A 21,782-nucleotide genomic window follows, 5' to 3' on the forward strand; every position below is an offset into this window, starting at 1 on the left:
TGGGAAATGTATGCGGAAACAGCAAGGGGCCTGCTGCTCAAGCGTGATCAGGCAGGCCCTTTTCGATGCAGCGGATGAGCAGCTTGGTCTTGCGGTTCTCACCCTGCTGACGGGCGGTCAGGCTCGCCAGGGCCCAACTGATGTGTTCGGCCACCATGGGCTCGGCAGTTGGCAGGGCGGCTTTCAGCGCATCCAGCACCCCCTCGTCGGCCGGGCCATTGCCCAGCGCCACCGCCAGGTTGCGGCGCCAGCGTTGATAACCGATGCGGCGAATGGGACTCCCTTCGGTGCTCTTGAGAAACTCAGGCTCGGACCAGCACCAGAGATCCAGCAATTTTGGGCTGTGAAGATTGGCGCGTGGGCGAAAGTCAGGCTCGGGGCTGGCATCGGCATAACGATTCCAGGGGCAGATGAGCTGACAGTCATCGCAGCCATAGATGCGGTTGCCGAGCAGGGGTCTGAGCTCGACAGGGATGGGGTCATCGCTCTCTATGGTGAGATAGGAGATGCAGCGCCGACCATCCACCACATAGGGCGCGACGATGGCGCCGGTCGGGCAGATGTTGATGCAGGCCACGCACTTGCCGCACAGCTCTTTCTCCACCGGCTTGTCCAAAGGTAGCGGCAAGCTCAGCAGCAGTTCACCGAGGAAGAAGAAGGAACCAGCGGACTCATTGAGCAAAAGTGAGTGTTTGCCAACCCAGCCAAGCCCGGCTTTGGCAGCCAGAGGCCGCTCCAGCACGGGGGCCGAGTCGACGAAGGGACGCCAGCCCAGCGCGTCGCAGCGCGCTTCAATTCGTTCGCCGAGCTGTTTGAGACGGGCGCGCAGCAGCTTGTGATAGTCGCGGCCCAGGGCATAACGACTGATGTAACCCAGGCTGGGATCGCGCAGGGTAGCGGCGAATCCTGCCTCGAAGGGGAGATAGTTCATCCGCACCGACAGCACTCGCAGGGTGCCCGGCAGCAGTTCATGGGGACGGGCGCGCATCATGCCATGGCGGGCCATGTAGTCCATGGAGCCGTGGTAGCCGGCATCGAGCCAGGCCTGCAACCTGGGCTCTTCCAGGCTTAGGTCAGTGTCCGTGATGCCAGCCTGGTCAAATCCTAGCTCGCGTGCCCAGAGCTTGATATCGTGGGCCAGTTTGTCGAAATCGGGAGCCGTCATGATGCAGATCAACAGGGGAGGAGAGGGCAGTTTACCACAGGTCCGCAGCGAACCGAGCAGTCCTGCCCCGAGCCTGCCTGGCCTGCTATGGCGTAGCGAGCAGATCCGTCGGGCCGAGGCCGAGTTGGCAGCTGCTGCGGGGATGCCGCTTTATGAGTTGATGGAGCGTGCCGGTGCGGCTCTGCTTGATTATGCCAGGCAACATTGGCCAGATGCCCACCATTGGTGGGTGTTCACCGGCCCCGGCAACAATGGTGGCGATGGCTACGTGTTGGCCAGGTTGGCCCAGGCTGCCGGTTTCAGGGTCAGAGTCATAGCCGCGCGAGCCCCGGCGCAGCTCAAGGACGATGCCCATCAGGCCGCAGCCGCCTTCCTGGCGGCGGGCGGTCAGATAGAACTCTTTGATGATGTGCATCAGACCCTTGCCGAGTCGGAGACTCTGCCTGATCTACTGATAGATGCCCTGCTTGGCAGCGGCACCCACCTGCCACTCACGGCGGCCATGACAAAGATTGTCGCAACCATCAATCGCTTGCCCGCTCCGCTGCTCGCCGTGGATTTGCCCTCAGGGCTGGATGCCGACACCGGCCATATCATGGGCGATCCGGTGCGGGCGACCCGTACTCTCTGTCTGGTCGGGCTCAAGCAGGGGCTGCTTACCGGTCAGGGCCCCAGCTGGTGCGGTGAGCTGGATGTGGCCTCCCTTGGCCTGGATCTTGGCCATTGGCAAGCCCCTTCCGCTCTGCGCATCGACTATCCCGCGCTGGCCCATTTGCTCGGTCCGCGGGTGCGCAGCGCCCACAAGGGACAGCAGGGTCGAGTGCTGCTGATCGGCGGCAATCAGGGCATGGCGGGCGCCATATTGCTGGCGGCCATGGCCTGCCTGCGCACGGGGGCCGGGCTGGTCAAGGTGTGCCAGCATCCGGGCAATGCCTCCGCGAGCCTGACCCAACCCGAGATCATGGCATTGGGACGGGAGTGTCTGGTCACAGCGTCATCGGCTACCGCGGGCCAGTCTGGAGACAACTCCCCGGTGGCCGGTGTAACCCCCCGGGAATCGGTACGGGTGCTTGGGCCGGGATTGGGCCTGGATGAGTGGGGCAAGACCTTGTTTGATCAGGCTCTGTGCCAGAGGTTGCCTCTGGTATTGGATGCAGATGGGTTGAATTGGCTGGCGCAACAGCCCCGCCATCAGGATAATTGGGTGCTCACGCCCCATCCCGCCGAGGCAGCCCGCCTGTTGGGATGCCGTACGGCCGAGGTGGAAGCCGATCGCTTCGCCGCCCTGCGTGCAATACAAGGCCGTTATGGCGGCGTTGTACTGCTCAAAGGGGCGGGTACGCTCATCACTGATGGCAAACAGATCTGGCTCTGCCAGGAGGGAAATCCCGGCATGGCCAGTGGCGGCATGGGTGACCTGTTATCTGGTATCATCGCTGCCCTTTTGGCCCAGGGGCTAGGGGCGCGTGATGCGACCTGCCTGGGTGCAGTGATCCATGGGGAGGCCGCCGATCTGGCGGCGACAGAAGGGGAGAGAGGCATGCTGGCATCTGACCTGTTGCCATGGATCCGCCTTCTGGCCAATCCCGACACTCCTGACAAGTTAAGAAGACGATGGCAAAACAGTTGATGATAGCGTTGCCGGATGAGGCAGCAACCGTAAATCTGGGTGGTCAGTTGGCGCGCGCCAGCCAAGTCGCGACCACAGTCTTTATGCACGGCACCCTGGGGGCGGGCAAGACGACGCTCACCCGTGGCTGGATCCAGGGACTCGGTCATTCAGGCAAGGTAAAGAGTCCGACCTATACACTGGTCGAGCCCTATGAGCTTGGGGCCTGGCAGGTCTATCACTTTGATTTGTATCGATTGGCAGATCCCGAGGAGTTGGAGTTCATGGGGATCCGTGACTATTTCGGCCCCAACACCCTCTGTCTGGTCGAGTGGCCTGAGAAGGGGGAAGGCTGGCTGGCCGCCCCGGATCTCGAGATTACCCTGACATATGTAGACATGCAGCGCGAGGCCTTGCTGGTGGCCCGCACTGCGATCGGCGAAGCCATTCTGGAACGGTTGCAACCCAAGTGCGTCTGATAATTTCTCTGTTTTTTATTCTGCTGGCCCTGCCTGCCTGGGCCAATCAGCTCAAGAGTGTGCGGATCTGGCCCTCGCCCGATAACACTCGGGTGGTGCTGGATCTCTCCAGTTCGCCCCAGTTCAACTATTTCATCCTGACCGGACCGGACCGGCTGGTCATCGACCTCAAGGGGGCCAGCAATGGCGCCAATCTGGCCCGAGTCGAGAACAAGAGCGAGCTGGTACGCAAGATCCGCGAGAGCACGCCGGTAGACAAAGGTGGCCTGCGTCTGGTGCTGGATCTCAAGTCGGCCATCAAGCCGGTGGTGTTTCCATTGGCGCCGGCTGGTCCCTATGGTCACCGGCTGGTGATCGATCTCCCCTATGAGGAGAGTTCGGCCCGCCACGCCACGCCGCCGCCCGCGACCCCAGGCAGCAAAGTCATTATCGCCATCGATCCCGGTCACGGCGGTGAGGACCCCGGCTCCATCGGCCCGCGTCGCACCTACGAGAAGCGAGTGACCCTGGCGGTTTCCCAGAAGCTGGCCGCACTCATCAATCGTGAGCCCGGCATGCAGGCGGTGATGACCCGCAACGGCGACTACTTCGTCGATCTCAACAAGCGCTCCGAGATTGCCCGCCGCTCCAAGGCCGATCTGCTGGTCTCGGTGCACGCGGACAGTTTCCACAACTCGCGTCCGCGCGGCGCGTCTGTGTGGGTGCTTTCGACCAACCGTGCCAACCGGGAGATGGGCAGCTGGTTGGAGAAGCAGGAGAAGCAGGGCGAACTGCTCGGGGGGGTGGGCAAGGTCATTGCCGAGTCTGACCCCAACCCCTATCTGGCGCGCACCTTCCTGGATCTCTCCATGGACAAGTCCCGCGCCGAGGGCTATGACGTCAGCCGCCAAATTTTGAAAGAGATGGGACGGGTCGCCCGCTTGCACAAGTCAGCCCCCGAGCACGCCAGTCTGGCGGTACTCAAGGCGCCTGACATCCCTTCGGTGCTGGTGGAGACCGGGTTTATCTCCAACCACGACGAGGAGAAACTGCTGGCCAGTGCCGCCTATCAGAACAAACTGGCTCAGGCCATCTTCCAGGGCGTTCGCAACTATTACCGTGCACACCCGATCAAGGGCCCCATCATGGCCGGCAAGGTGAGCAGCTCGCCGACCCGTACCGTGCAGCAGCCGGTCAGTCAGGTGGCCCCCGCCAGCCAGTCGGCCCGCAGTGGTGCCCCCGTGGTCGGGGTAGTCAGCGCCTCAGGGGCGGGGGTCATCAAACCGATGACCAGCCTCTCTGGCAACGGCAGCCCCAACACCATAGACAAGCAGCGCAGCATCAGGCACGTGGTGACGCGCGGCGAGAGCCTGTCTCGTCTTGCCGAGCGCCACGGCATGTCCATGTCCCGACTTGCTCAATATAACAATCTGAAATCCAACGAGATCCAGATTGGGCAGGTGCTCTACATACCCAAAGGATAAGCGATGCCGATCCGTATTTTGCCCCCCATCCTTGCCAACCAGATAGCCGCTGGCGAGGTGGTTGAGCGTCCCTCCTCCGTCGTCAAGGAGCTGGTCGAGAACAGCCTGGATGCGGGGGCGAACCGGATAGAGATCGACATAGACAAGGGGGGGGCCAAGCTTATCCGCATTCGTGACAACGGCTGCGGTGTCGCCCGAGATGAGCTGGTGCTGGCCCTGTCACGGCATGCGACGTCCAAGGTGGCGACCCTGGATGATCTGGAAGGGATCTGCAGCCTGGGATTTCGGGGAGAGGCGCTCGCCTCCATCAGTTCTGTCTCCCGGCTCAGCTTCACTTCTCGTACCCAGGATCAATCTGAAGCCTGGCAGGCGGAGGCGGAGGGGCGGGAGATGGACGTCACCATCAGACCCGCGGCCCATCCCGTCGGTACCACGGTCGAGGTGGTGGATCTCTTCTTCAATACCCCGGCGCGGCGCAAGTTCATGCGCAGCGAAAAGACCGAGTTTGCCCACATAGACGAGCTGGTGCGTCGCATTGCTTTGTCGCGCTTCGATGTGACTCTGCTGCTGCGCCACAATGACAAGCTGGTGCGCCAGTATCGCGCTGCCAGTACGGTGCAAGAGCAGGAGCGCCGCCTCGCTGCCGTCTGTGGCACCCCCTTCATGTACCATGCACTGGCCATCGAGAGTGAGCACAGCGACGTGCGGCTGCGCGGCTGGCTGGCAACTCCGGCTGGGGCCAGGCCGCAGAACGACCTGCAGTACACCTACGTCAACGGGCGCATGATGCGCGACAAGTTGATCAACCATGCCATCCGTCAGGCCTATGACGAGCTGCTGGGGCCGGATCGCTTCGCCGCCTACGTGCTCTATATCGAACTGGATCCACGCCAGGTGGACGTCAACGTGCATCCGGCCAAGCACGAGGTGCGTTTTCACCAGGCGCGGCTCATCCACGACTTCATCTATCAGGCGCTGTTTAGCGCCTTGCATCAAGCCGACAGCCAGGAGCCCCTGGCGATGAGCGAGGTTAGCCTGCCAGCCACCGAGGGCCCCGACTATCCGGGGCAGGCGGCGCGCACCGACTGGTACGGGGCTGAACATGGCTATCGTGCTCCTGCCGAAGTGCGGGAGGGGGCCCGCCAGGGGGAGCCAGGGGACGCTATGGGCAGCGGCCGGACAAGTCCGGGCAGCGAGTCGCGCACCGCCAAGGGTGGTCAGGGGGGTCATGGTGTGAGTCAGCCACCGCAGGCCCCCAGCCGGGAAGCACTGCGTGGCATGGAGGCCCTGTTGACCACACTGCCCGGCCTCCAGGTACCAAATTCGACCACCCATAAGCCCCAGAACGACGCTCTGCTCGACGCTACTCCTCGGGCACTGACGCTGGTAGAGGGGCGTTATCTGCTGATCGAGCTGGGGGGACGACTCGCCCTGCTGCGCTTGGTGGTGGCCGAACGCCGCCTGCTGCGCCATTGGCTGCTCGAAGGCTGGGGACAGGGACTGGCTGCTCAGCCGCTGCTGTTGCCGGTCTCCTTCAAATTGCCCAAATCCCAACATGTTGTGGCCGCTGAACAGGAAAACCTGCTCAAACGCATGGGGCTTGAGTTGAAAAGCGGTGGTCGCGACACCATGATCCTGACTCGGGTGCCGGCGTTGTTGCGCCAGACCGATCTGGCCCGTTTGCTGCCCGAGCTGCTGCAACTCCTTGAAGGCTTGAGCGCCGCCAGTGACGCGGAGCAGGCCGAAGTACTCTGCCAATGGCTGGTAGAACAAGGCTTGGCCAGTGACAAGCAATATGATTTTGCCACGGCCACTCGCTTGCTTGACGAGTTGGTTAGCCAACTGGCGGATCCGCTGAGTGACAAACGGCTGCTGCGCCCCCTCTCGCTGGCGGCGACCCTGGCCGAGTTTGCGCAAGAGTGAGGTCGCGGCCCCAGATCTGCAAAGAGCAACAGCCTGTTTTTAGCGTTTTGTGAAAGGAATTGACCGTGACTGACTTGCCGACTGCCATTTTTCTGATGGGACCTACCGCCTCCGGCAAGACGGATCTCGCTATTGAACTGTGCCAGACCCTGCCCTGCGACATCATCAGCGTGGATTCCGCGCTCATCTATCGCGGCATGGACATCGGCACCGCCAAGCCAAATGCCGATGAGCTCAGGCTGGCACCCCATCGATTGATCGATATTCTGGATCCGGCGTTGAGTTACTCTGCGGCGGATTTTTGCCGTGATGCCTTGCGCGAAATGGACGAAATTGCCAGTCGCGGCCGCATCCCCTTGCTGGTCGGCGGTACCATGCTCTATTTCAAGGCGTTGTTGGAGGGGTTGTCGCCACTGCCCTCTGCCGACCCTGCCATTCGTGCCGGTATTGAGGCCGATGCCGCCCGGCTGGGCTGGCAGGCCCTGCATGACGAGCTGGTGCGCCTGGATCCTGTGGCTGGGGCACGCATTCACCCCAATGATCCCCAACGGCTGAGCCGGGCCCTCGAGGTCTATCGCATCAGCGGCAAGACCCTCACCGAGCTGACCCAGGTACAAGGGGAGGGATTGCCCTACAGGGTGCATCAGTTTGCCATTGCCCCGACCGAAAGGGCGCTGCTTCATGAGCGTATCGAGCAGCGTTTCGATCTCATGCTGGCCCGGGGGTTCGAAGAGGAGGTCAGAGCCCTGCGCGCGCGTGGGGATCTGACTGCGGACCTACCCTCTATTCGCTGCGTTGGCTACCGCCAAATGTGGGACTACCTGGCCGGGGAACTGGGGTATGATGAGATGCGTTATCGTGGCATTGTTGCCACTCGTCAGCTTGCTAAACGGCAAATGACCTGGTTGAGGGGATGGCCTGAGGTCACCTGGTTGGGATCTGGTGAGTCTGACAACCTCGCCAGGGTCATTGCCTGCGCTGGTGCGGCTTGACACTCCCTGTATAATCAGGTTGTTATAGTGATATCCGGTGTTTAAAAACAACAAACTATAAGGAAAAAAGAAGATGGCTAAGGGGCAATCTCTCCAAGACCCGTTTTTGAATGCGCTGCGCCGTGAGCGGATTCCTGTTTCTATCTATTTGGTGAACGGCATCAAACTGCAGGGTCAAATCGAATCTTTCGACCAATTCGTCATTTTGCTGAAGAACACCGTTAGCCAGATGGTGTACAAGCATGCCATCTCTACCGTGGTGCCGGCTCGCGCCGTCAATCATCATCAGCATGCCGCCACTGGCCAGGGTGATGAGCAGTCAGGTGACAGTGAGGAGTGAGTCCAAGCGGCGAGTCAGCTCGCCATGCCTCATGAGTCCAGCTAAGGAGCAAGCGCTTGTTTGACCGTTACGAAGCAGGCGAACAGGCTGTGCTGGTGCATGTCAACTTCAGCAATGAAGGGGAGCGTGAGGATCTCGAAGAGCTCAAGCTGTTGGTGAGCTCTGCCGGGGTCAGCATGCTGGGAGTGGTCACCACCAGTCGCAGTTCGCCCAGCGCCAAGTTTTTTGTCGGCAGCGGCAAGGCGGAAGAGATCGCTTCCGAGGTGCAAGCCCTGGGGGCGGATGTGGTGATCTTCAACCACGCGCTGACCCCTGCCCAGGAGCGCAATCTGGAACGCCTGTTCCAGTGCCGGGTCGTCGACAGAACCGGGCTCATTCTCGATATCTTCGCCCAGCGTGCCCGCACCCATGAAGGCAAGCTGCAAGTTGAACTGGCCCAGTTGCGCCATCTCTCCACCCGATTGATCCGTGGTTGGACTCACCTCGAGCGCCAGAAGGGCGGTATCGGCCTGCGTGGTCCGGGTGAAACCCAGCTTGAAACCGACCGTCGTCTGCTGCGTGAACGTATCAAGGCCATATTGCGCCGGCTCGACAAGGTCGCCAAGCAGCGGGAACAGGGCCGCCGTGCCCGCAATCGCAATGAAGTGCCGACCGTTTCTCTCGTGGGTTATACCAACGCCGGAAAATCCACTTTGTTCAACGAACTTACAGATGCCAGCGTGTATGCTGCCGATCAGTTGTTCGCAACTCTGGACCCGACTCTGCGTAAAGTGGAGATCCGGGACGTCGGGGATGTGATACTGGCGGACACGGTTGGTTTTATTCGGCACCTGCCTCATGATCTGGTCGCGGCCTTCAAGGCGACCTTGCAAGAGACCCGGGAGGCTGACTTGCTACTGCATGTGGTGGATTGCGCCGACGAGCAGATGCAGGACAATATTGATGCCGTGCAGCGGGTCTTGGTCGAGATCGAATCCGATGATCGGCCCCAGCTGATGATCTGTAACAAGATCGACAAGCTGAGCGATCGCCCCGCCGCGCTGGAGCGTGACGATGAGGGCAGACCGGTCCGGGTTTGGCTCTCCGCCCAGACGGGCGAAGGCCGCGAACTGTTGTTCCAGGCCCTGACCGAATTGCTGGCTGGCACCATGGTGCACCACAGGTTGCAGTTGCCGCCTTCGGCCGCCCGGTTGCGCAGTATCCTCTATCGCCTCAAAGGGATAGAGCAGGAAGGTTTTAGCGAGGAGGGGGATTTCGTGCTGGAAGTCCGCTTGCAAGTGGCCGACTGGAACCGCCTCGTGAAGCAAGAAGGTGAAGTTTTACAACGCTTTATCATGCATTGACCCACCGTATGGGCAACTGAGCCCGGTGGACTGATGCCGATAGAGATGACATCCATTCGCAAGTATTTAAATGGAGATGCTGATGGCTTGGAATGAGCCTGGTAACAACGGCAAAGACCGTGACCCTTGGGGGAATAACGGCAAGACTCAGGGACCCCCTGATCTGGACGAGATGCTACGCAAGGTCAGCCGTCGCTTCGGCGGTCTGTTTGGCGGCGGTGGTAAATCCGGTGGTGAGATAGGCAAGTTCGGCATCTCCATCGCCCTGCTGGTCGCTGTGGTGGTGTGGGTCGTCAGCGGCTTCTATACCATTCGCGAGGCCGAGCGTGGCGTTGTGCTGCGTTTTGGGGAGTACTCCCATAACGTGGATCCGGGTCTGCGCTGGAAGCCGACCTTCATCGATCGGGTTATTCCGGTGGATGTGGAGTCGGTACGCTCCCTACCAGCCTCTGGTTTCATGCTGACTCAGGACGAGAACGTGGTCCGGGTCGAGATGGACGTGCAGTATCGCGTGGTCGATCCCCAGCAATATCTGTTCAGCGTCACCAATGCCGACGAGAGTCTGAGCCAGGCCACTGACAGTGCCTTGCGCTATGTGGTAGGCCACACCCGGATGGATGACGTCCTGACCACGGGTCGGGAAAAAGTCCGTCAGGAAACCTGGCAGGTGATCGATGGCATCATCGAGCCCTATCAGATGGGCCTGCAAATCGTCGACGTCAACTTCCTGCCGGCACGTCCGCCAGAAGAAGTGAAGGATGCCTTCGATGACGCCATCTCCGCTCAGGAAGATGAGCAGCGCTTCATCCGTGAAGCCGAAGCCTATGCCCGTGAAGTGGAGCCAAAGGCTCGCGGTTCGGTCAAACGTCTGGAACAGGAAGCCGAAGGTTACAAGTCCCAGATTGTGCTGAAGGCCAAGGGTGAAGTGGCACGCTTCAATGAGCTGCTGCCCCAGTATCAGGCGGCCCCCGAGTTGACTCGTGAGCGTATCTATCTGGAAACCATGGAGGAGCTCTATCAGCAAGCCAACAAGGTGCTGGTCGACATGCCTGCTGGCAACAACAGCATGATCTACCTGCCGCTCGACAAACTGTCCGGCAAGGCGAACGCGGTGCAACCGACTCGTCCGGCTGGCACTCCTGCGGTGGAACCGGCTCAGCCGTCCAACGAAGGGGCCAACTCCACTCCGACGCCGCTGCGTAGCGGTGACCGTTTCAGCACAGGGAGAAACTGATAGATGAATAAAATAGCTATTGGTGTCATCGCTGTGGCTGCCATGGTCTGCTTCTCTTCCATCTTCATCGTTGATGAAGGGCAGAAGGGCATAGTGGTGCAGTTTGGCAAGGTGAAGCGGATTGACTCTGGTGAGCCTCGTCTCTACGAGCCAGGCTTGCACTTCAAGGTGCCGATGATCGATCAGGTTCGCAAGATGGATGCTCGCATTCAGACTCTGGAAGGTCAGGCGGATCGCTTCGTCACCTCGGAGAAGAAAGATCTCATCATCGACTCCTACGTGAAGTGGAAGATCGAGGACTTTTCCAAGTACTACCTGGCGACGGGCGGTGGCAACAAGATCCAGGCCGAAGACCTACTCAAGCGCAAGATCAACAACGGTCTGCGTTCAGAGATAGGTAACCGTACCATCAAGGACATCGTCTCCGGTGAGCGTAGTACCGTGATGGAAGATGCCCTGATGAAGATGGCGCGCTCCTCCGAGCTCGGCATCAAGGTGGTGGATGTGCGCATCAAGCAGATCAACCTGCCGGTGGAAGTGTCCAACTCCATCTATCAGCGGATGCGTGCCGAGCGGACGGCCGTGGCCCGGGAGCATCGCTCCCAGGGCCGCGAGCAGGCTGAAATCCTGCGCGCCGACATCGACCGCAAGGTGACCGTCATGATCGCCGACGCCGACAGTAACGCGCGTCAGTTGCGTGGTGAAGGGGATGCGGAAGCCGCCAAGATCTATGCCGACAGCTACAAGAAAGACCCCGAGTTTTTCAGCTTCGTGCGTAGCATGGAGGCCTATCGCAAGAGCTTCGCCGGTGGCAACGACCTGATGGTCCTGAAGCCGGACAGCGAGTTCTTCCGCTACCTCAAGTCGCCGGATGGCAACAAGCAGTAAGCTTGTTATCGTATGTCGTTATGTAAAAGGGCCCGTGAGGGCCCTTTTCTATGTCTAGGGTTTACGTTTTTGTCTGTTCCGATTGGACGCTGTGGCTGATGACACCGAAGGAGGGCAGGCCTCCCGTTGCTCATTAGCGCCATCAGGGCGGATTGATAGATAACAGCCAATAAGGCGCCATGGTGGCGCCGAGCTCACTAACAGTGACTCTGGTGATGAACAGGGGGCCGTCGAGCCGAGGGAGTCAGTCATCTATCAGGGGGAGGGCGACAGCTTCCTTCTTGAGCTACAACCAACAAAAAGAGGCCATCAGGCCTCTTTTTGTTGGTTGTAGCTCAAGAACTCAGGCGCTGCGCTGTACTGCCATCTGGGCCAGCTGGATCAGGGCCTGACGATGTTGCGACTCAGGCAGCACCATGAGCGCCGCGATGGCCTTGTCAGCCTCTTCACGGGCGCGCTGGCGGGAGTATTCGAGGGCTCCGGTGCTATCCAGAATGGTGAGGATCTCGTCCAGGTGCTCCATGCCGTTGCGATGCTCTATCGCATCACGGATACGCTGGCGCTGGGCCGGGGTACCGACGTCCATGGCGCGCAGCAGCGGCAGGGTGGGTTTGCCTTCGGCGAGATCGTCACCGACATTTTTGCCCATCTCATCACTTTGGGAGCAGTAGTCCATCACGTCATCGATGATCTGGAAGGCGGTTCCCAGATACTTGCCGTAATCCGTCATGGCGGCCTCGATACGGGCATCCTGGCGGGTGAGCACGGCAGCGAGCCGAGTGGCGGCCTCAAACAGCTTGGCGGTCTTGCAGTAGATGACCGTCATATAACTCTGTTCTGTGGTATCGGGATCGTTGCAGTTCATCAACTGCAGCACCTCGCCTTCGGCGATGGTGTTGGTGGCGTCGGACAGGATCTCCATCACTCGCAGATCGGCGAGCTCGGCCATCATCTGGAAGGAGCGACTGTAGAGATAGTCGCCGACCAGCACGCTGGCGGCATTACCGAACATGGCATTGGCGGTCTCCCGGCCACGGCGCAGATCGGATTCATCGACTACGTCGTCGTGCAGCAGGGTCGAGGTATGGATGAACTCTATGATGGCGGCCAGCTTGAGGTGATCTTCGCCCTCATAGCCCAGTGCTCTTGCCGCCATGACAGTCAGCATGGGGCGCATCCGTTTGCCGCCGGCACTGACGATGTAGAAGCCCAGCTGGTTGATCAGACTGACCTCGGACTGAAGTCGGGCCAGGATCAGCTCATTGACCGCCGTCATGTCGGCGGCACAGAGCGCTCGAATAGTCTGTTGGTCCATAGATCTCGTAACGTGACGGGCAGCAATGTCTGCAGTTTTAGTAATGGCGGGGATTCTACACGATTTCACAATGGGTTACAGTGAAGCGTTTATTCACGGCTCGGTACGTGCGCACAAAATAAACTTTTTGCTAAATTGGTCTTGCCTGAACAGATCGATGTGCGTAGAATGCCGGCCCATTGTTATAGGTTTTTGTGCGGGTCTGGCCTTGAGCAAAAGACTCGCCTTTACGGAGTTAATCAAATGTACGCGGTATTCCAAAGCGGCGGAAAACAACACCGTGTGGCCGAAGGTCAAATCGTTCGTCTTGAAAAGCTGAACGTTGAGACTGGCGCTACTATCGACTTCAATGAAGTTCTGATGGTTGCTGCAGGCGACACTTTTAAAGTAGGTGCTCCTTTCGTTGAAGGTGGCAAGGTTGTAGCTGAAGTTGTGGCTCACGGCCGTGGCGAGAAAGTGACTATCGTCAAGTTCCGTCGTCGTAAGCACCATCGTAAGCAAGCGGGCCACCGTCAGTGGTTCACTGAAGTCAAAATCACTGGCATCAGCGCTTAATTCGAGAGGAATCTGAAAAATGGCACATAAAAAAGCTGGCGGTTCATCCCGTAACGGTCGCGACTCAGAAGCCAAACGTCTCGGCGTTAAGCGCTTCGGCGGCGAAACTGTACTGGCTGGTAGCATCATCGTTCGTCAGCGTGGCACTAAGTTCCACCCTGGCACCAACGTTGGTCTGGGTACCGACCACACTTTGTTCGCTACTGCGACTGGTAAAGTGTTGTTCGAAGTTAAAGGTCCGCAGAATCGTAAGTACGTCAGCATCGTTGCTGAGTAATTACGGACCGCAAGGATCCGAAGCCCCGCCAACCTGGCGGGGCTTTTGTTTTTCTGAAAAGTTTGACGAAAAAACGGCACGCGGATGAGCTGGCGCTGACAGGCCTCATCGCCAAGATGCGTCTCGCCCGCAGGGGTCTGTACCACTATAATTGCGTATCGGTTTTTCGAATTAAGGTGACGGTTACCTATGAAGTTTGTTGATGAAGTCCAAATTCGAGTCGATGCCGGTGACGGTGGTAACGGTTGTGTGAGTTTCCGCCGTGAGAAATTCATCCCTAACGGCGGCCCTGATGGTGGCGACGGTGGTGATGGCGGCGACGTTTATCTGCTTGCCGATGAAAACCTGAATACCCTGATCGACTACCGTTTCGAGCGTTTCCACGCCGCCGAACGTGGTGAGAATGGCCAGAGCGCCAACTGTACTGGTCGCCGTGGCAAGGATCTGACCCTGAAGGTACCGGTCGGTACTCGCGCCAGCGACGAAGATACCGGCGAGCGGCTCGGTGACCTGACCCAGCACGGCCAGAAACTGCTGGTCGCCAAAGGTGGCTTCCATGGCCTGGGTAACACCCGTTTCAAAAGCTCAGTCAACCGAGCCCCTTATCAGAAGAGTAACGGCACCGAGGGTGAAGTTCGCACTCTGAAACTGGAACTGCTGCTGCTGGCTGACGTCGGTATGCTGGGCTTGCCCAATGCAGGTAAATCTACCTTTATCCGTGCCGTCTCTGCCGCCAAACCCAAGGTTGCCGATTATCCCTTCACTACCCTGGTACCTAACCTGGGCGTAGTGCGTGGTGAAAACTCCCGTTCCTTCGTGATTGCCGACATTCCGGGCTTGATCGAAGGTGCTGCCGAAGGCGCGGGTCTGGGGATTCGCTTCCTCAAGCACCTTGAGCGCTGCCGCGTGTTGATCCACCTGGTCGATATCTGCCCGGTTGACGAGTCTGATCCTGCCGAGAACGCAGTGACCATAGTCCGGGAGCTGGAAAAATACAGCCCTGAGCTAGCGAGCAAACCGCGCTGGTTGGTGTTCAACAAGATGGATCTGATCCTGGAAGAGGAAGCGGCCGAGGTAATGGAGCGCGTCAAGACCGCTCTGGCCTACGAAGGCCCCGTCTACGAGATCTCTGCTATCAGCAAGCAAGGTACCAAGAAGGTCTGCTACGACATTCTGGATCTGCTCGATACCATGCCTCGTCAGTTGGAGCAGGATGCCAGGGACGCCATCGAGAAGGTGGAGTTCAAGTGGGATGATTACCACAAGAACCAGCTGGCCCAGGCCGAAGCAGAGGCCGCTGCGGCTTCCCGCGCCTTCGATGAATCCCTCGGTGATGATGATTGGGATGACGACGATGATGACGGCGTGGAAGTCATTTACGTACGTGACTGATCACTCCTCAAGAGGGATGAGATGAATACCGGAGTCTGGCAACGGACTCCGGTTTTTTTATGGGTGTCGCAATGGTTTTTCATGGACTCGAAGAGTGCCAATAGGTGTATTTGTGATGCCTGTTCTTGCCTGTCATCGCCAGCTGGTTATACTGCGCACCTGAACGTAACCTGATTGAAACAATATGCTAACACGGCGTCGTGAATTGATATGCATATCTGTTTGGGGATGTTCTTATGGAAGCTTCGTCTGTAAAAATACTTATGCTTAAAATTATGCATTAAAAGCTTGTTTGTGCATTTTTTTGGAGTATTCTTTCGCCCGTTTTGCTGGGCGGGGCATGAGTATGCAGGCGGCCTGGCTAAGGAAAAGTAACATTAAGGCTGTAATCTCATGTTGGAAAAGACCCTCGAAGCCCCTGCGGTAAATACTCGCCGTAACTTGCTGATGTTCTTGATCCCGTCACTCGTCGGGATCCTGCTGTTCATGACCCCCGTGCTCTATGACGGCAATATCACCATCCCCGTGGCCGTGCTGGCCAAGACGGTACAAGCGGTGTTCGCCGACTCGCTTGTGGCCGTGGTATGTGCCTTGATCACCACCACCATGCTGATGACCCTGGTTGCCTGGCTGTTCAAGCCCGCGATCCTGGTACGTCGTCCCTTTCTCAATGCCCTGTTCAACGTCTCCCCGTTCTGGGCCATGGTACGAGTGCTGGGCGGCATCTTTGCGCTGCTGACCTTCTTCGGGATGGGCCCAGAGGCGCTGCGTTCCGATGCGACCGGTGGCCTGGTGCTGCATGATTTGCTGCCCGTGCTGTTTTCGGTGTTTATCTTCGCCGGTCTGCTGTTGCCGCTGCTGCTGGATTTCGGTCTGCTGGAGTTTGTCGGTACCCTGATGACCCGCATCATGCGTCCGGTATTCCGCCTGCCGGGCCGCTCCGCGGTCGACTGCTTTGCCTCCTGGCTTGGCGATGGCAGCGTGGGCATCCTGCTCACCAGCAAACAGTATGAAGGCAAGTTCTATACCCAAAGGGAAGCCGCCGTCATCGGCACCACCTTCTCGGCGGTTTCCATTACCTTCTGTCTGGTGGTGATCTCTCAGGTGAAGCTGGAGCACATGTTCGTGCCCTTCTATCTGACCGTCTGTCTGGCCGGTGTGGTGGCCGCTATCATAGTGCCGCGTTTGCCGCCCCTCTCCTGGAAGAAGGACGTCTATTCCGATGGTACCCCACTGTGCCGCAAGCAGGAGGCCGTGCCTCACGAGCACAATCTGGTGAGCTATGGCTTCGAGCGTGCCCTCAAGAAAGCCGACAGCGTGAGCGATCTCGGCGCCGTTGCCCGGGAAGGGGTCAAAAATGCCCTGGACATGGTGTTTGGCGTGCTGCCGGTGGTGATGGCGATCGGTACCTGCGCCCTGATGCTGGCCGAGCACACGCCAGTGTTCAACTGGTTGGGTGCCCCCTTCATTCCGCTGCTTGAGCTGTTGCAGCTGCCGGAGGCTGAAGCCGCTTCCAAGACCATAGTGGTCGGTTTTGCGGACATGTTCATCCCGGCAATTCTGGCCTCGAGCATCGAGAGCGAGATGACCCGCTTCGTCATTGCCGCGATGTCGGTGACTCAGCTTATCTATATGTCGGAAGTGGGCGCACTGCTGCTGGGCAGCAAGATCCCGGTCAAGCTGTGGGAGCTGTTTGTGGTGTTCCTGCTGCGGACACTGGTGACCTTGCCGGTCATTGCCGCCATGGCACATCTGTTGTTCTGACCCAATGCTTGGGGACAGGTGACCAAAAAACGGACAGCCCCAGGGCTGTCCGTTTTTATATGTGCTTTTTCCTCATTGGGAATTGAACTGCTCTTTGGCTATTGCACTGGCAGGTAGTCCTGTTGTTCGACCAAAGTGGGCTTTGTAATTTCATGATTTTACACTAACGTAACATTCGTCATCGCGATGTTGCCAGCCGAGCCGTAGGCCACTCATTCCCCTTATGGCAAGGAGTCTTCATGTCCGCACTGCCCAGCTATCGCGTCGGCCCGACCGATGCCCCCCTGCTTGATCAAACCATAGGTGACTACCTGCTAGGGATAGTCGAACGCTTCCCAGACCGGCCCGCGGTGGTGGTGCGCCATCAACAGATCCGCTGGCGCTGGCGTGAATATCTGCAGCAGATAGATCGGCTGGCCAAGGGATTGCTGGCCATAGGCATACAGCCTGGTGACCGGGTCGGCATCTGGTCCCCCAATAACATCGAATGGTGTCTGGTGCAGTTTGCCACCGCCCGTATCGGCGCCATCATGGTCTGTATCAATCCCGCCTACCGGCGTGAGGAACTGGCCTTTGCCATCAACAATGTTGGCTGCAAGGCATTGATCTGCGCCAGCCGCTTCAAGGGCAGTGACTATCTTGCCACTCTGGCCGAGCTGGCCCCGGAACTGAACAGTTCACCGCCGGAGAGCTCAAGGCCGCCGCCTTGCCAAGCCTGGCCTGGGTGGTGCGTCTGGGTGAGGACAGGACCCCTGGCATGCTCAACTTCAACGCCTTGCTCAGCCTGGGGGATGAACAGGAGAACAGCGTCCTGCAAAGGGTGGCTGCCGGGCTCAAGGCTTCGGATCCCATCAATATCCAGTTCACCTCGGGCACCACGGGCAGCCCCAAAGGCGCAACCCTTAGCCACAGCAACATACTTAACAATGGTCTGCTGGTCGCAGCCGGCATGGCGCTGACCGAACAGGACAGACTTTGCATCCCGGTGCCCCTCTATCACTGTTTCGGCATGGTGCTCGGCAACCTGGTCTGTCTGAGCGTGGGAGCCTGCGCCCTCTTCCCCAGTGAGGCATTTGACCCCGCCACCACCTTGCAGATGGTCAGTGAGGAGCGTTGTACCGCCTTGCATGGGGTGCCGACCATGTTCATCGCCGAGCTGGAGCTTGCGAACTTTTCCGAGTTCGATCTCGGCTCACTGCGTACCGGCATCATGGCGGGAGCCATCTGTCCCGAGCCACTGATGTTGCGGGTGCAGACCCTGATGCACATGACGGAGGTGACCATTGCCTATGGCCAGACGGAGTGCAGCCCTATCAATCACATGACCGCGGTGGATTGCCCGCTCGACAAGCGCGTAACCACAGTCGGGAGGGCGATCAGCCACACCGAGATAAAGTTGGTCGACCCCAGTGGTGAGATGGTGGCAAGGGGGGAGAAAGGGGAGATCTGTTGTCGTGGCTATAGCGTCATGAGTGGCTACTGGCAGGATCCGGCCAAGACGGCGGCCACCATAGATACCGAGGGTTGGCTGCACTCCGGCGACATCGGGGTCATGGATAGCGAGGGCTATGTCCAGGTTGTCGGGCGCAGCAAGGAGTTGATCATTCGGGGGGGCGAGAACATTTATCCCCGGGAAGTGGAGGAGCGGCTCTATGATCACCCCGCGGTGCAGGACGCCGCCGTGTTTGGTATCGACAGCGACCGCTATGGCGAGGAGGTCTGCGCCTGGATCAAGCTCAGGCCCGGCTGTGATGCCGATGAAGAGGAGATTAAACACTTCCTGTCGGCCCGCATCGCCTACTTCAAGGTGCCACGTTACATCCGTTTCGTGAACGAGTACCCCATGACGGTCACCGGCAAACTGCAGAAGTTTCGCATGAAGGAGCTGATGAACGCCGAGCTGGCCCCCCATGGTTAGCCATGGGTAGCGCAAAGCTGAGAGAGGGGCCCCTGGGCCCCTCTCTCAGCTTAGGATTTGCCTCCTGGATGCTCGGCCTGATCTGATGGCGGGTGCTGGGCGAGAGGGGGATGCAGGTTCCTCGCCCTGAGGGGGGCGGAAGGCGGCCAGATTGACCTCATCGCACTGTGCCTCGCTCAGGAAGCGCTGGCCGTACTGTAGCCAGATACGGCTGCGCAGGAAGAGAGCGAAGAGCTCCGGATCTATGTGCCCCACGTTGGCCATCTGACTCATGATGGCAAGGGACTGGCTGAGAGACTTGCCCGATTTGTAGGGGCGATCGCTGGCGGTCAGTGCCTCGAAGATGTCGGCGATGGCCATGATGCGGGCCGGCACGCTCATCTGTGCCCGGCTAAGCCCCCTGGGGTAGCCGCTGCCATCCATCTTCTCGTGGTGGCCGCCCGCTATTTCAGGTACCTGTTGCAGGTGGCGGGGAAAGGGCAATCGCTCCAGCATCTTGATGGTCTGGATGATGTGTTCGTTGATCTTGTAGCGCTCCTCCTCGCTCAGGGTGCCACGGCCAATGCTGAGGTTGTAGAGCTCGCCCCGATCATACAGGCAGGCGGGCACCTTGACCTTGAAGCCCCAGGAATTGTCTGCCTCCAGTCTATCGTTGTCGGGACGGGGGATTTTGTGCTCGGGCCTGTCGGCCAGCAGGTATTCACGGCAAGGCAGGGGAGCGGCGAGGTCGCCATGGCGCTTGCGCTCTTCAGCTCCCAGTCCGAGCCTGTCATCCAGAGTGCGTAGCCAACTGCGAGTGGCAATCTGTTGCAATTGCTCGAGTCGCTCCGGCGCCATCCACTCCTCCCCCTGATTGCACTCGGCCACGAAGGAAAATTCGGCATCGAGCTCCGCCCAGACGGGGGCCACGGCCGTGCGGGCTAGGCTGCGTTGCTGTTCTGACAACTGCTCACTCAGGGTTGCGATGTGGGCATCGCGCTTGAGCACCTCGAAGCGGGTGCGGATCTCGTGGATGCGATCGTAGAGGGTTTCCAGCTTGGTGGCCTTGTCGACCACGAACTCGGGGGTCGTCACCTTGCCGCAGTCGTGCAGCCAGCTGGCAATGTGAATGGCTTCCCACTCCTGTTCGCTGGGGTTGAAGCCGGCAAAGGGGCCCTCCCGCTCGGCGGCGGCCGCTTCCGCCAGCAGTCGGGTCAGTTCGGGCACCCGTTGGCAATGGCCGCCGGTATAGGGACTCTTGGCATCGATGGCCCCGGCGATGAGCTCGATGAATGACTCCAGCAGACGCTTTTGCTCCGCCAGCAGTCGTTGATTCTCGATGGCGGAGGCCGAGGTGCCAGCCAGCGCCTCGATCAGACTGATGCGGGCTGCCAGTTCATCAGGGGAGCAGGGGGGCAGCAAGATCAGCAGGCAGCCCGTCACCTCCTGACTGTGATTGCGCAGGGGTTCGGCCACCAGGCGTCCCTTGCCGGGATAGGCCCCCCAGCCACTCAGGTGGCGCTGCCAGCAACCCTCTTCGAGGGCGACGCTGAGGCGCTCGCCGTGCAGGACGGGACGCAGCAGGCGCTCACCTTCTATGGTTGGCAAGGGATGGCCATGCCAGAAGGCCAGCGCAGGTTGCAGTTGCCCCTCCTCCACCAGATAGAGAGCGCCGCCCTCGGCCCCGGCTGCGGCTATGGTTTCACCGAGTACGCGTTCAAGCAGGGCGTCGAAGTTGTGTTCGGCGCCAAGCGCCCGCCCCATATTCATGAAGTTACCCAGGGTCAGGCGCATGCCCGACATGGTGCGGGAGAGATCGTCTATCTCCTGGATGGCGGAGTGGGGCGCTTCCCCGTTACTGAAATCGAAATGCTGGATGCGCTCGGCCTCCCGGGTCAGCGCAAGCAGGGGAGTGGCGGTGCGTCTGGCGACGAGCCAGATGACGGGCAGCAGCAGCAAGAGGGCAAGCAGGGTACTACCGAGGTTGTGCCAGGCCTCGCGTGTGGCGCTCGCGAACAGGCGCTCGCTGCTGATGATGAGTCCCAGATAGAAGGGGGAACCCTCCCCGAGCGATGAGAGATTGACCTGCCACTCCCCCCCGTTTTCGCCATTGAGGGTCAGCTCATGGCGCCCCTTAAGCAGGTCGGGCTCTGCACTCAGTCGGCGTTGCAACAGGGTGAATACGGGATCGCTCAGGGCCGATATCTTGGGCAGTACCCGCAAGCGTTCATAGCTGGGTAACTGCGCCGGGTCGGTTGCAAGCAAGGTGGCATGGCGATCAAACAATACCAGCTGGGTCCCCTCTTGCCGCATCTTGCCAATGAGTCTGGAGAGACGATCAACGCTGGCATCTATGCCGATCACCGCCTGGCCATCGGGGCTGGCGATCGCCAGCGTCATGCCGGGCTCCTTGGTAGTGAAGAAGAGATAGGGGGCCGTGCTGGCAATGCCTTTGCTGCGCAGCGCCTGCTGATACCAGAGCCGGGCACGGGGATCGAACTGGTAGTCGGGCATGGGCTGCTGATGGAGCAGGCGCTGGCGGGCATCATAATAGAGGTACTTCCCCTGTCCCCCAGACAGACTCTGTACCAGCAGGCTGCTGCCCGGTGGGGTCGAGTCCAACTGCGCCTTGACGCTCTCGGTCAGGGTTCGCACCAGAAAGAAGTCACCGTTGCCATAACCGACATAGATGGCGCCATAGCCATGCTGGCTGGCCAGCACCTCGACCAGCTGCGGCAAAAAGGCGAGCCGGGCCGCCAGATCACCCGCCTGCATCAGCTGGCCTGCCCTGAGCAGCTTGAGGGTGGTGCGGGCCGGCCGCTCGTTGAGGGTCAGAGCCAGGGCCAGCTGCTCCCGGTATTGCTGGAAGTTATGGTATTCGTGGGCCATCCCCTGGGCACGGCTCTGCTGAAAATGCTGCGCTATCAGCAAGGCGCCGAGCAGAGTGAACAAACAGATGAAGAGGGTGGCTATGTGTACGTAAAAAGGGCGGCGTTGCGAGCCGTTCAGCCTCATGTCGTGATCCTTATTATGGCCATTCGTCCATGGTTGGCCAGCAATGAGTTTGGCTCATGACATCAGAATCGCCAGCAATGGATTAATTGTGTCTCATTTAGAGCTAGTGGTAGAGTGACGGCTTTCCCACC

The 21,782-nt window shown here is 59.6% G+C and carries 16 protein-coding genes and 1 pseudogene; 14 read left to right on the forward strand and 3 right to left on the reverse strand.

Going from position 1 to position 21,782, the window contains the following annotated elements; genetic code table 11:
• Positions 1 to 37: 37 nt before the first annotated feature.
• Positions 38 to 1,165, reverse strand: a complete 1,128-nt coding sequence (gene queG / locus ACSMDR_RS14050; RefSeq protein WP_436468646.1) for a tRNA epoxyqueuosine(34) reductase QueG — start codon at positions 1,163 to 1,165, stop codon at positions 38 to 40.
• On the opposite strand from queG, the gene ACSMDR_RS14055 reads away from it, so the two are divergent.
• From ACSMDR_RS14055 to hflC, 9 genes are all read left to right on the forward strand, one after another.
• Entirely contained in the window at positions 1,164 to 2,795 is a 1,632-nt protein-coding gene (locus ACSMDR_RS14055) for an NAD(P)H-hydrate dehydratase (protein ID WP_436468647.1), read from the forward strand. The two genes, queG and ACSMDR_RS14055, sit on opposite strands and share 2 nt — an antisense overlap.
• Positions 2,780 to 3,253 (forward strand): tRNA (adenosine(37)-N6)-threonylcarbamoyltransferase complex ATPase subunit type 1 TsaE, encoded by a 474-nt coding sequence (tsaE, locus tag ACSMDR_RS14060; protein ID WP_224431174.1) that lies wholly within the window; start codon positions 2,780 to 2,782, stop codon positions 3,251 to 3,253. The genes ACSMDR_RS14055 and tsaE overlap by 16 nt, the downstream gene beginning before the upstream one ends.
• Positions 3,244 to 4,716 carry an N-acetylmuramoyl-L-alanine amidase gene (locus ACSMDR_RS14065; protein ID WP_436468648.1) on the forward strand — a complete coding sequence of 491 codons (1,473 nt, stop codon included), beginning with the start codon at positions 3,244 to 3,246 and terminating at the stop codon, positions 4,714 to 4,716. Before tsaE ends, ACSMDR_RS14065 begins: the two co-directional genes overlap by 10 nt.
• A gap of 3 nt (positions 4,717 to 4,719) precedes the next feature.
• Positions 4,720 to 6,639 (forward strand): DNA mismatch repair endonuclease MutL, encoded by a 1,920-nt coding sequence (gene mutL / locus ACSMDR_RS14070; RefSeq protein WP_436468649.1) that lies wholly within the window; start codon positions 4,720 to 4,722, stop codon positions 6,637 to 6,639.
• A gap of 95 nt (positions 6,640 to 6,734) precedes the next feature.
• Positions 6,735 to 7,631, forward strand: coding sequence for a tRNA (adenosine(37)-N6)-dimethylallyltransferase MiaA (gene miaA / locus ACSMDR_RS14075; protein ID WP_436469328.1), 897 nt, complete (start codon positions 6,735 to 6,737; stop codon positions 7,629 to 7,631).
• Between the two features lie 73 nt (positions 7,632 to 7,704).
• Positions 7,705 to 7,971, forward strand: coding sequence for an RNA chaperone Hfq (gene hfq / locus ACSMDR_RS14080; RefSeq protein WP_436468650.1), 267 nt, complete (start codon positions 7,705 to 7,707; stop codon positions 7,969 to 7,971).
• A gap of 56 nt (positions 7,972 to 8,027) precedes the next feature.
• Positions 8,028 to 9,314: a ribosome rescue GTPase HflX gene (gene hflX / locus ACSMDR_RS14085; RefSeq protein ID WP_005907086.1), complete on the forward strand. Its 1,287-nt coding sequence runs from the start codon at positions 8,028 to 8,030 to the stop codon at positions 9,312 to 9,314.
• 82 nt (positions 9,315 to 9,396) lie between these two features.
• A complete protein-coding gene (gene hflK, locus ACSMDR_RS14090; protein ID WP_005907085.1) occupies positions 9,397 to 10,548 on the forward strand; it encodes an FtsH protease activity modulator HflK in 1,152 nt (383 codons plus the stop codon).
• 3 nt (positions 10,549 to 10,551) lie between these two features.
• Positions 10,552 to 11,436, forward strand: a complete 885-nt coding sequence (hflC, locus tag ACSMDR_RS14095) for a protease modulator HflC (protein ID WP_005907084.1) — start codon at positions 10,552 to 10,554, stop codon at positions 11,434 to 11,436.
• 343 nt (positions 11,437 to 11,779) lie between these two features.
• Here hflC and ispB read toward each other — a convergent pair whose 3' ends face one another.
• The gene (gene ispB / locus ACSMDR_RS14100) at positions 11,780 to 12,751 is read right to left on the reverse strand and encodes an octaprenyl diphosphate synthase (protein WP_436468651.1); all 972 of its coding nucleotides are present in this window, start codon (positions 12,749 to 12,751) and stop codon (positions 11,780 to 11,782) included.
• Between the two features lie 243 nt (positions 12,752 to 12,994).
• Here ispB and rplU point away from each other — a divergent pair, with 243 nt between their 5' ends.
• The 5 genes and pseudogenes from rplU to ACSMDR_RS14125 all read left to right on the forward strand — a co-directional run bounded on the left by rplU (position 12,995) and on the right by ACSMDR_RS14125 (position 18,657).
• Entirely contained in the window at positions 12,995 to 13,306 is a 312-nt protein-coding gene (gene rplU, locus ACSMDR_RS14105; protein WP_005304210.1) for a 50S ribosomal protein L21, read from the forward strand.
• A gap of 19 nt (positions 13,307 to 13,325) precedes the next feature.
• The gene (gene rpmA, locus ACSMDR_RS14110) at positions 13,326 to 13,583 is read left to right on the forward strand and encodes a 50S ribosomal protein L27 (RefSeq protein WP_005911261.1); all 258 of its coding nucleotides are present in this window, start codon (positions 13,326 to 13,328) and stop codon (positions 13,581 to 13,583) included.
• A gap of 189 nt (positions 13,584 to 13,772) precedes the next feature.
• Positions 13,773 to 14,975 (forward strand): Obg family GTPase CgtA, encoded by a 1,203-nt coding sequence (gene cgtA, locus ACSMDR_RS14115; RefSeq protein ID WP_005911262.1) that lies wholly within the window; start codon positions 13,773 to 13,775, stop codon positions 14,973 to 14,975.
• Positions 14,976 to 15,368: 393 nt separating this feature from the next.
• Positions 15,369 to 16,739, forward strand: coding sequence for a YjiH family protein (locus ACSMDR_RS14120; RefSeq protein ID WP_436468652.1), 1,371 nt, complete (start codon positions 15,369 to 15,371; stop codon positions 16,737 to 16,739).
• Between the two features lie 239 nt (positions 16,740 to 16,978).
• Positions 16,979 to 18,657, forward strand: a pseudogene (locus tag ACSMDR_RS14125) (AMP-binding protein).
• Positions 18,658 to 18,702: 45 nt separating this feature from the next.
• On the opposite strand, the gene ACSMDR_RS14130 reads toward ACSMDR_RS14125, so the two are convergent.
• Positions 18,703 to 21,651: an HD domain-containing phosphohydrolase gene (locus ACSMDR_RS14130; RefSeq protein ID WP_436468653.1), complete on the reverse strand. Its 2,949-nt coding sequence runs from the start codon at positions 21,649 to 21,651 to the stop codon at positions 18,703 to 18,705.
• Positions 21,652 to 21,782 lie beyond the last annotated feature (131 nt).

Source organism: Aeromonas molluscorum (assembly GCF_051376105.1).
Lineage (GTDB): Bacteria > Pseudomonadota > Gammaproteobacteria > Enterobacterales > Aeromonadaceae > Aeromonas > Aeromonas molluscorum.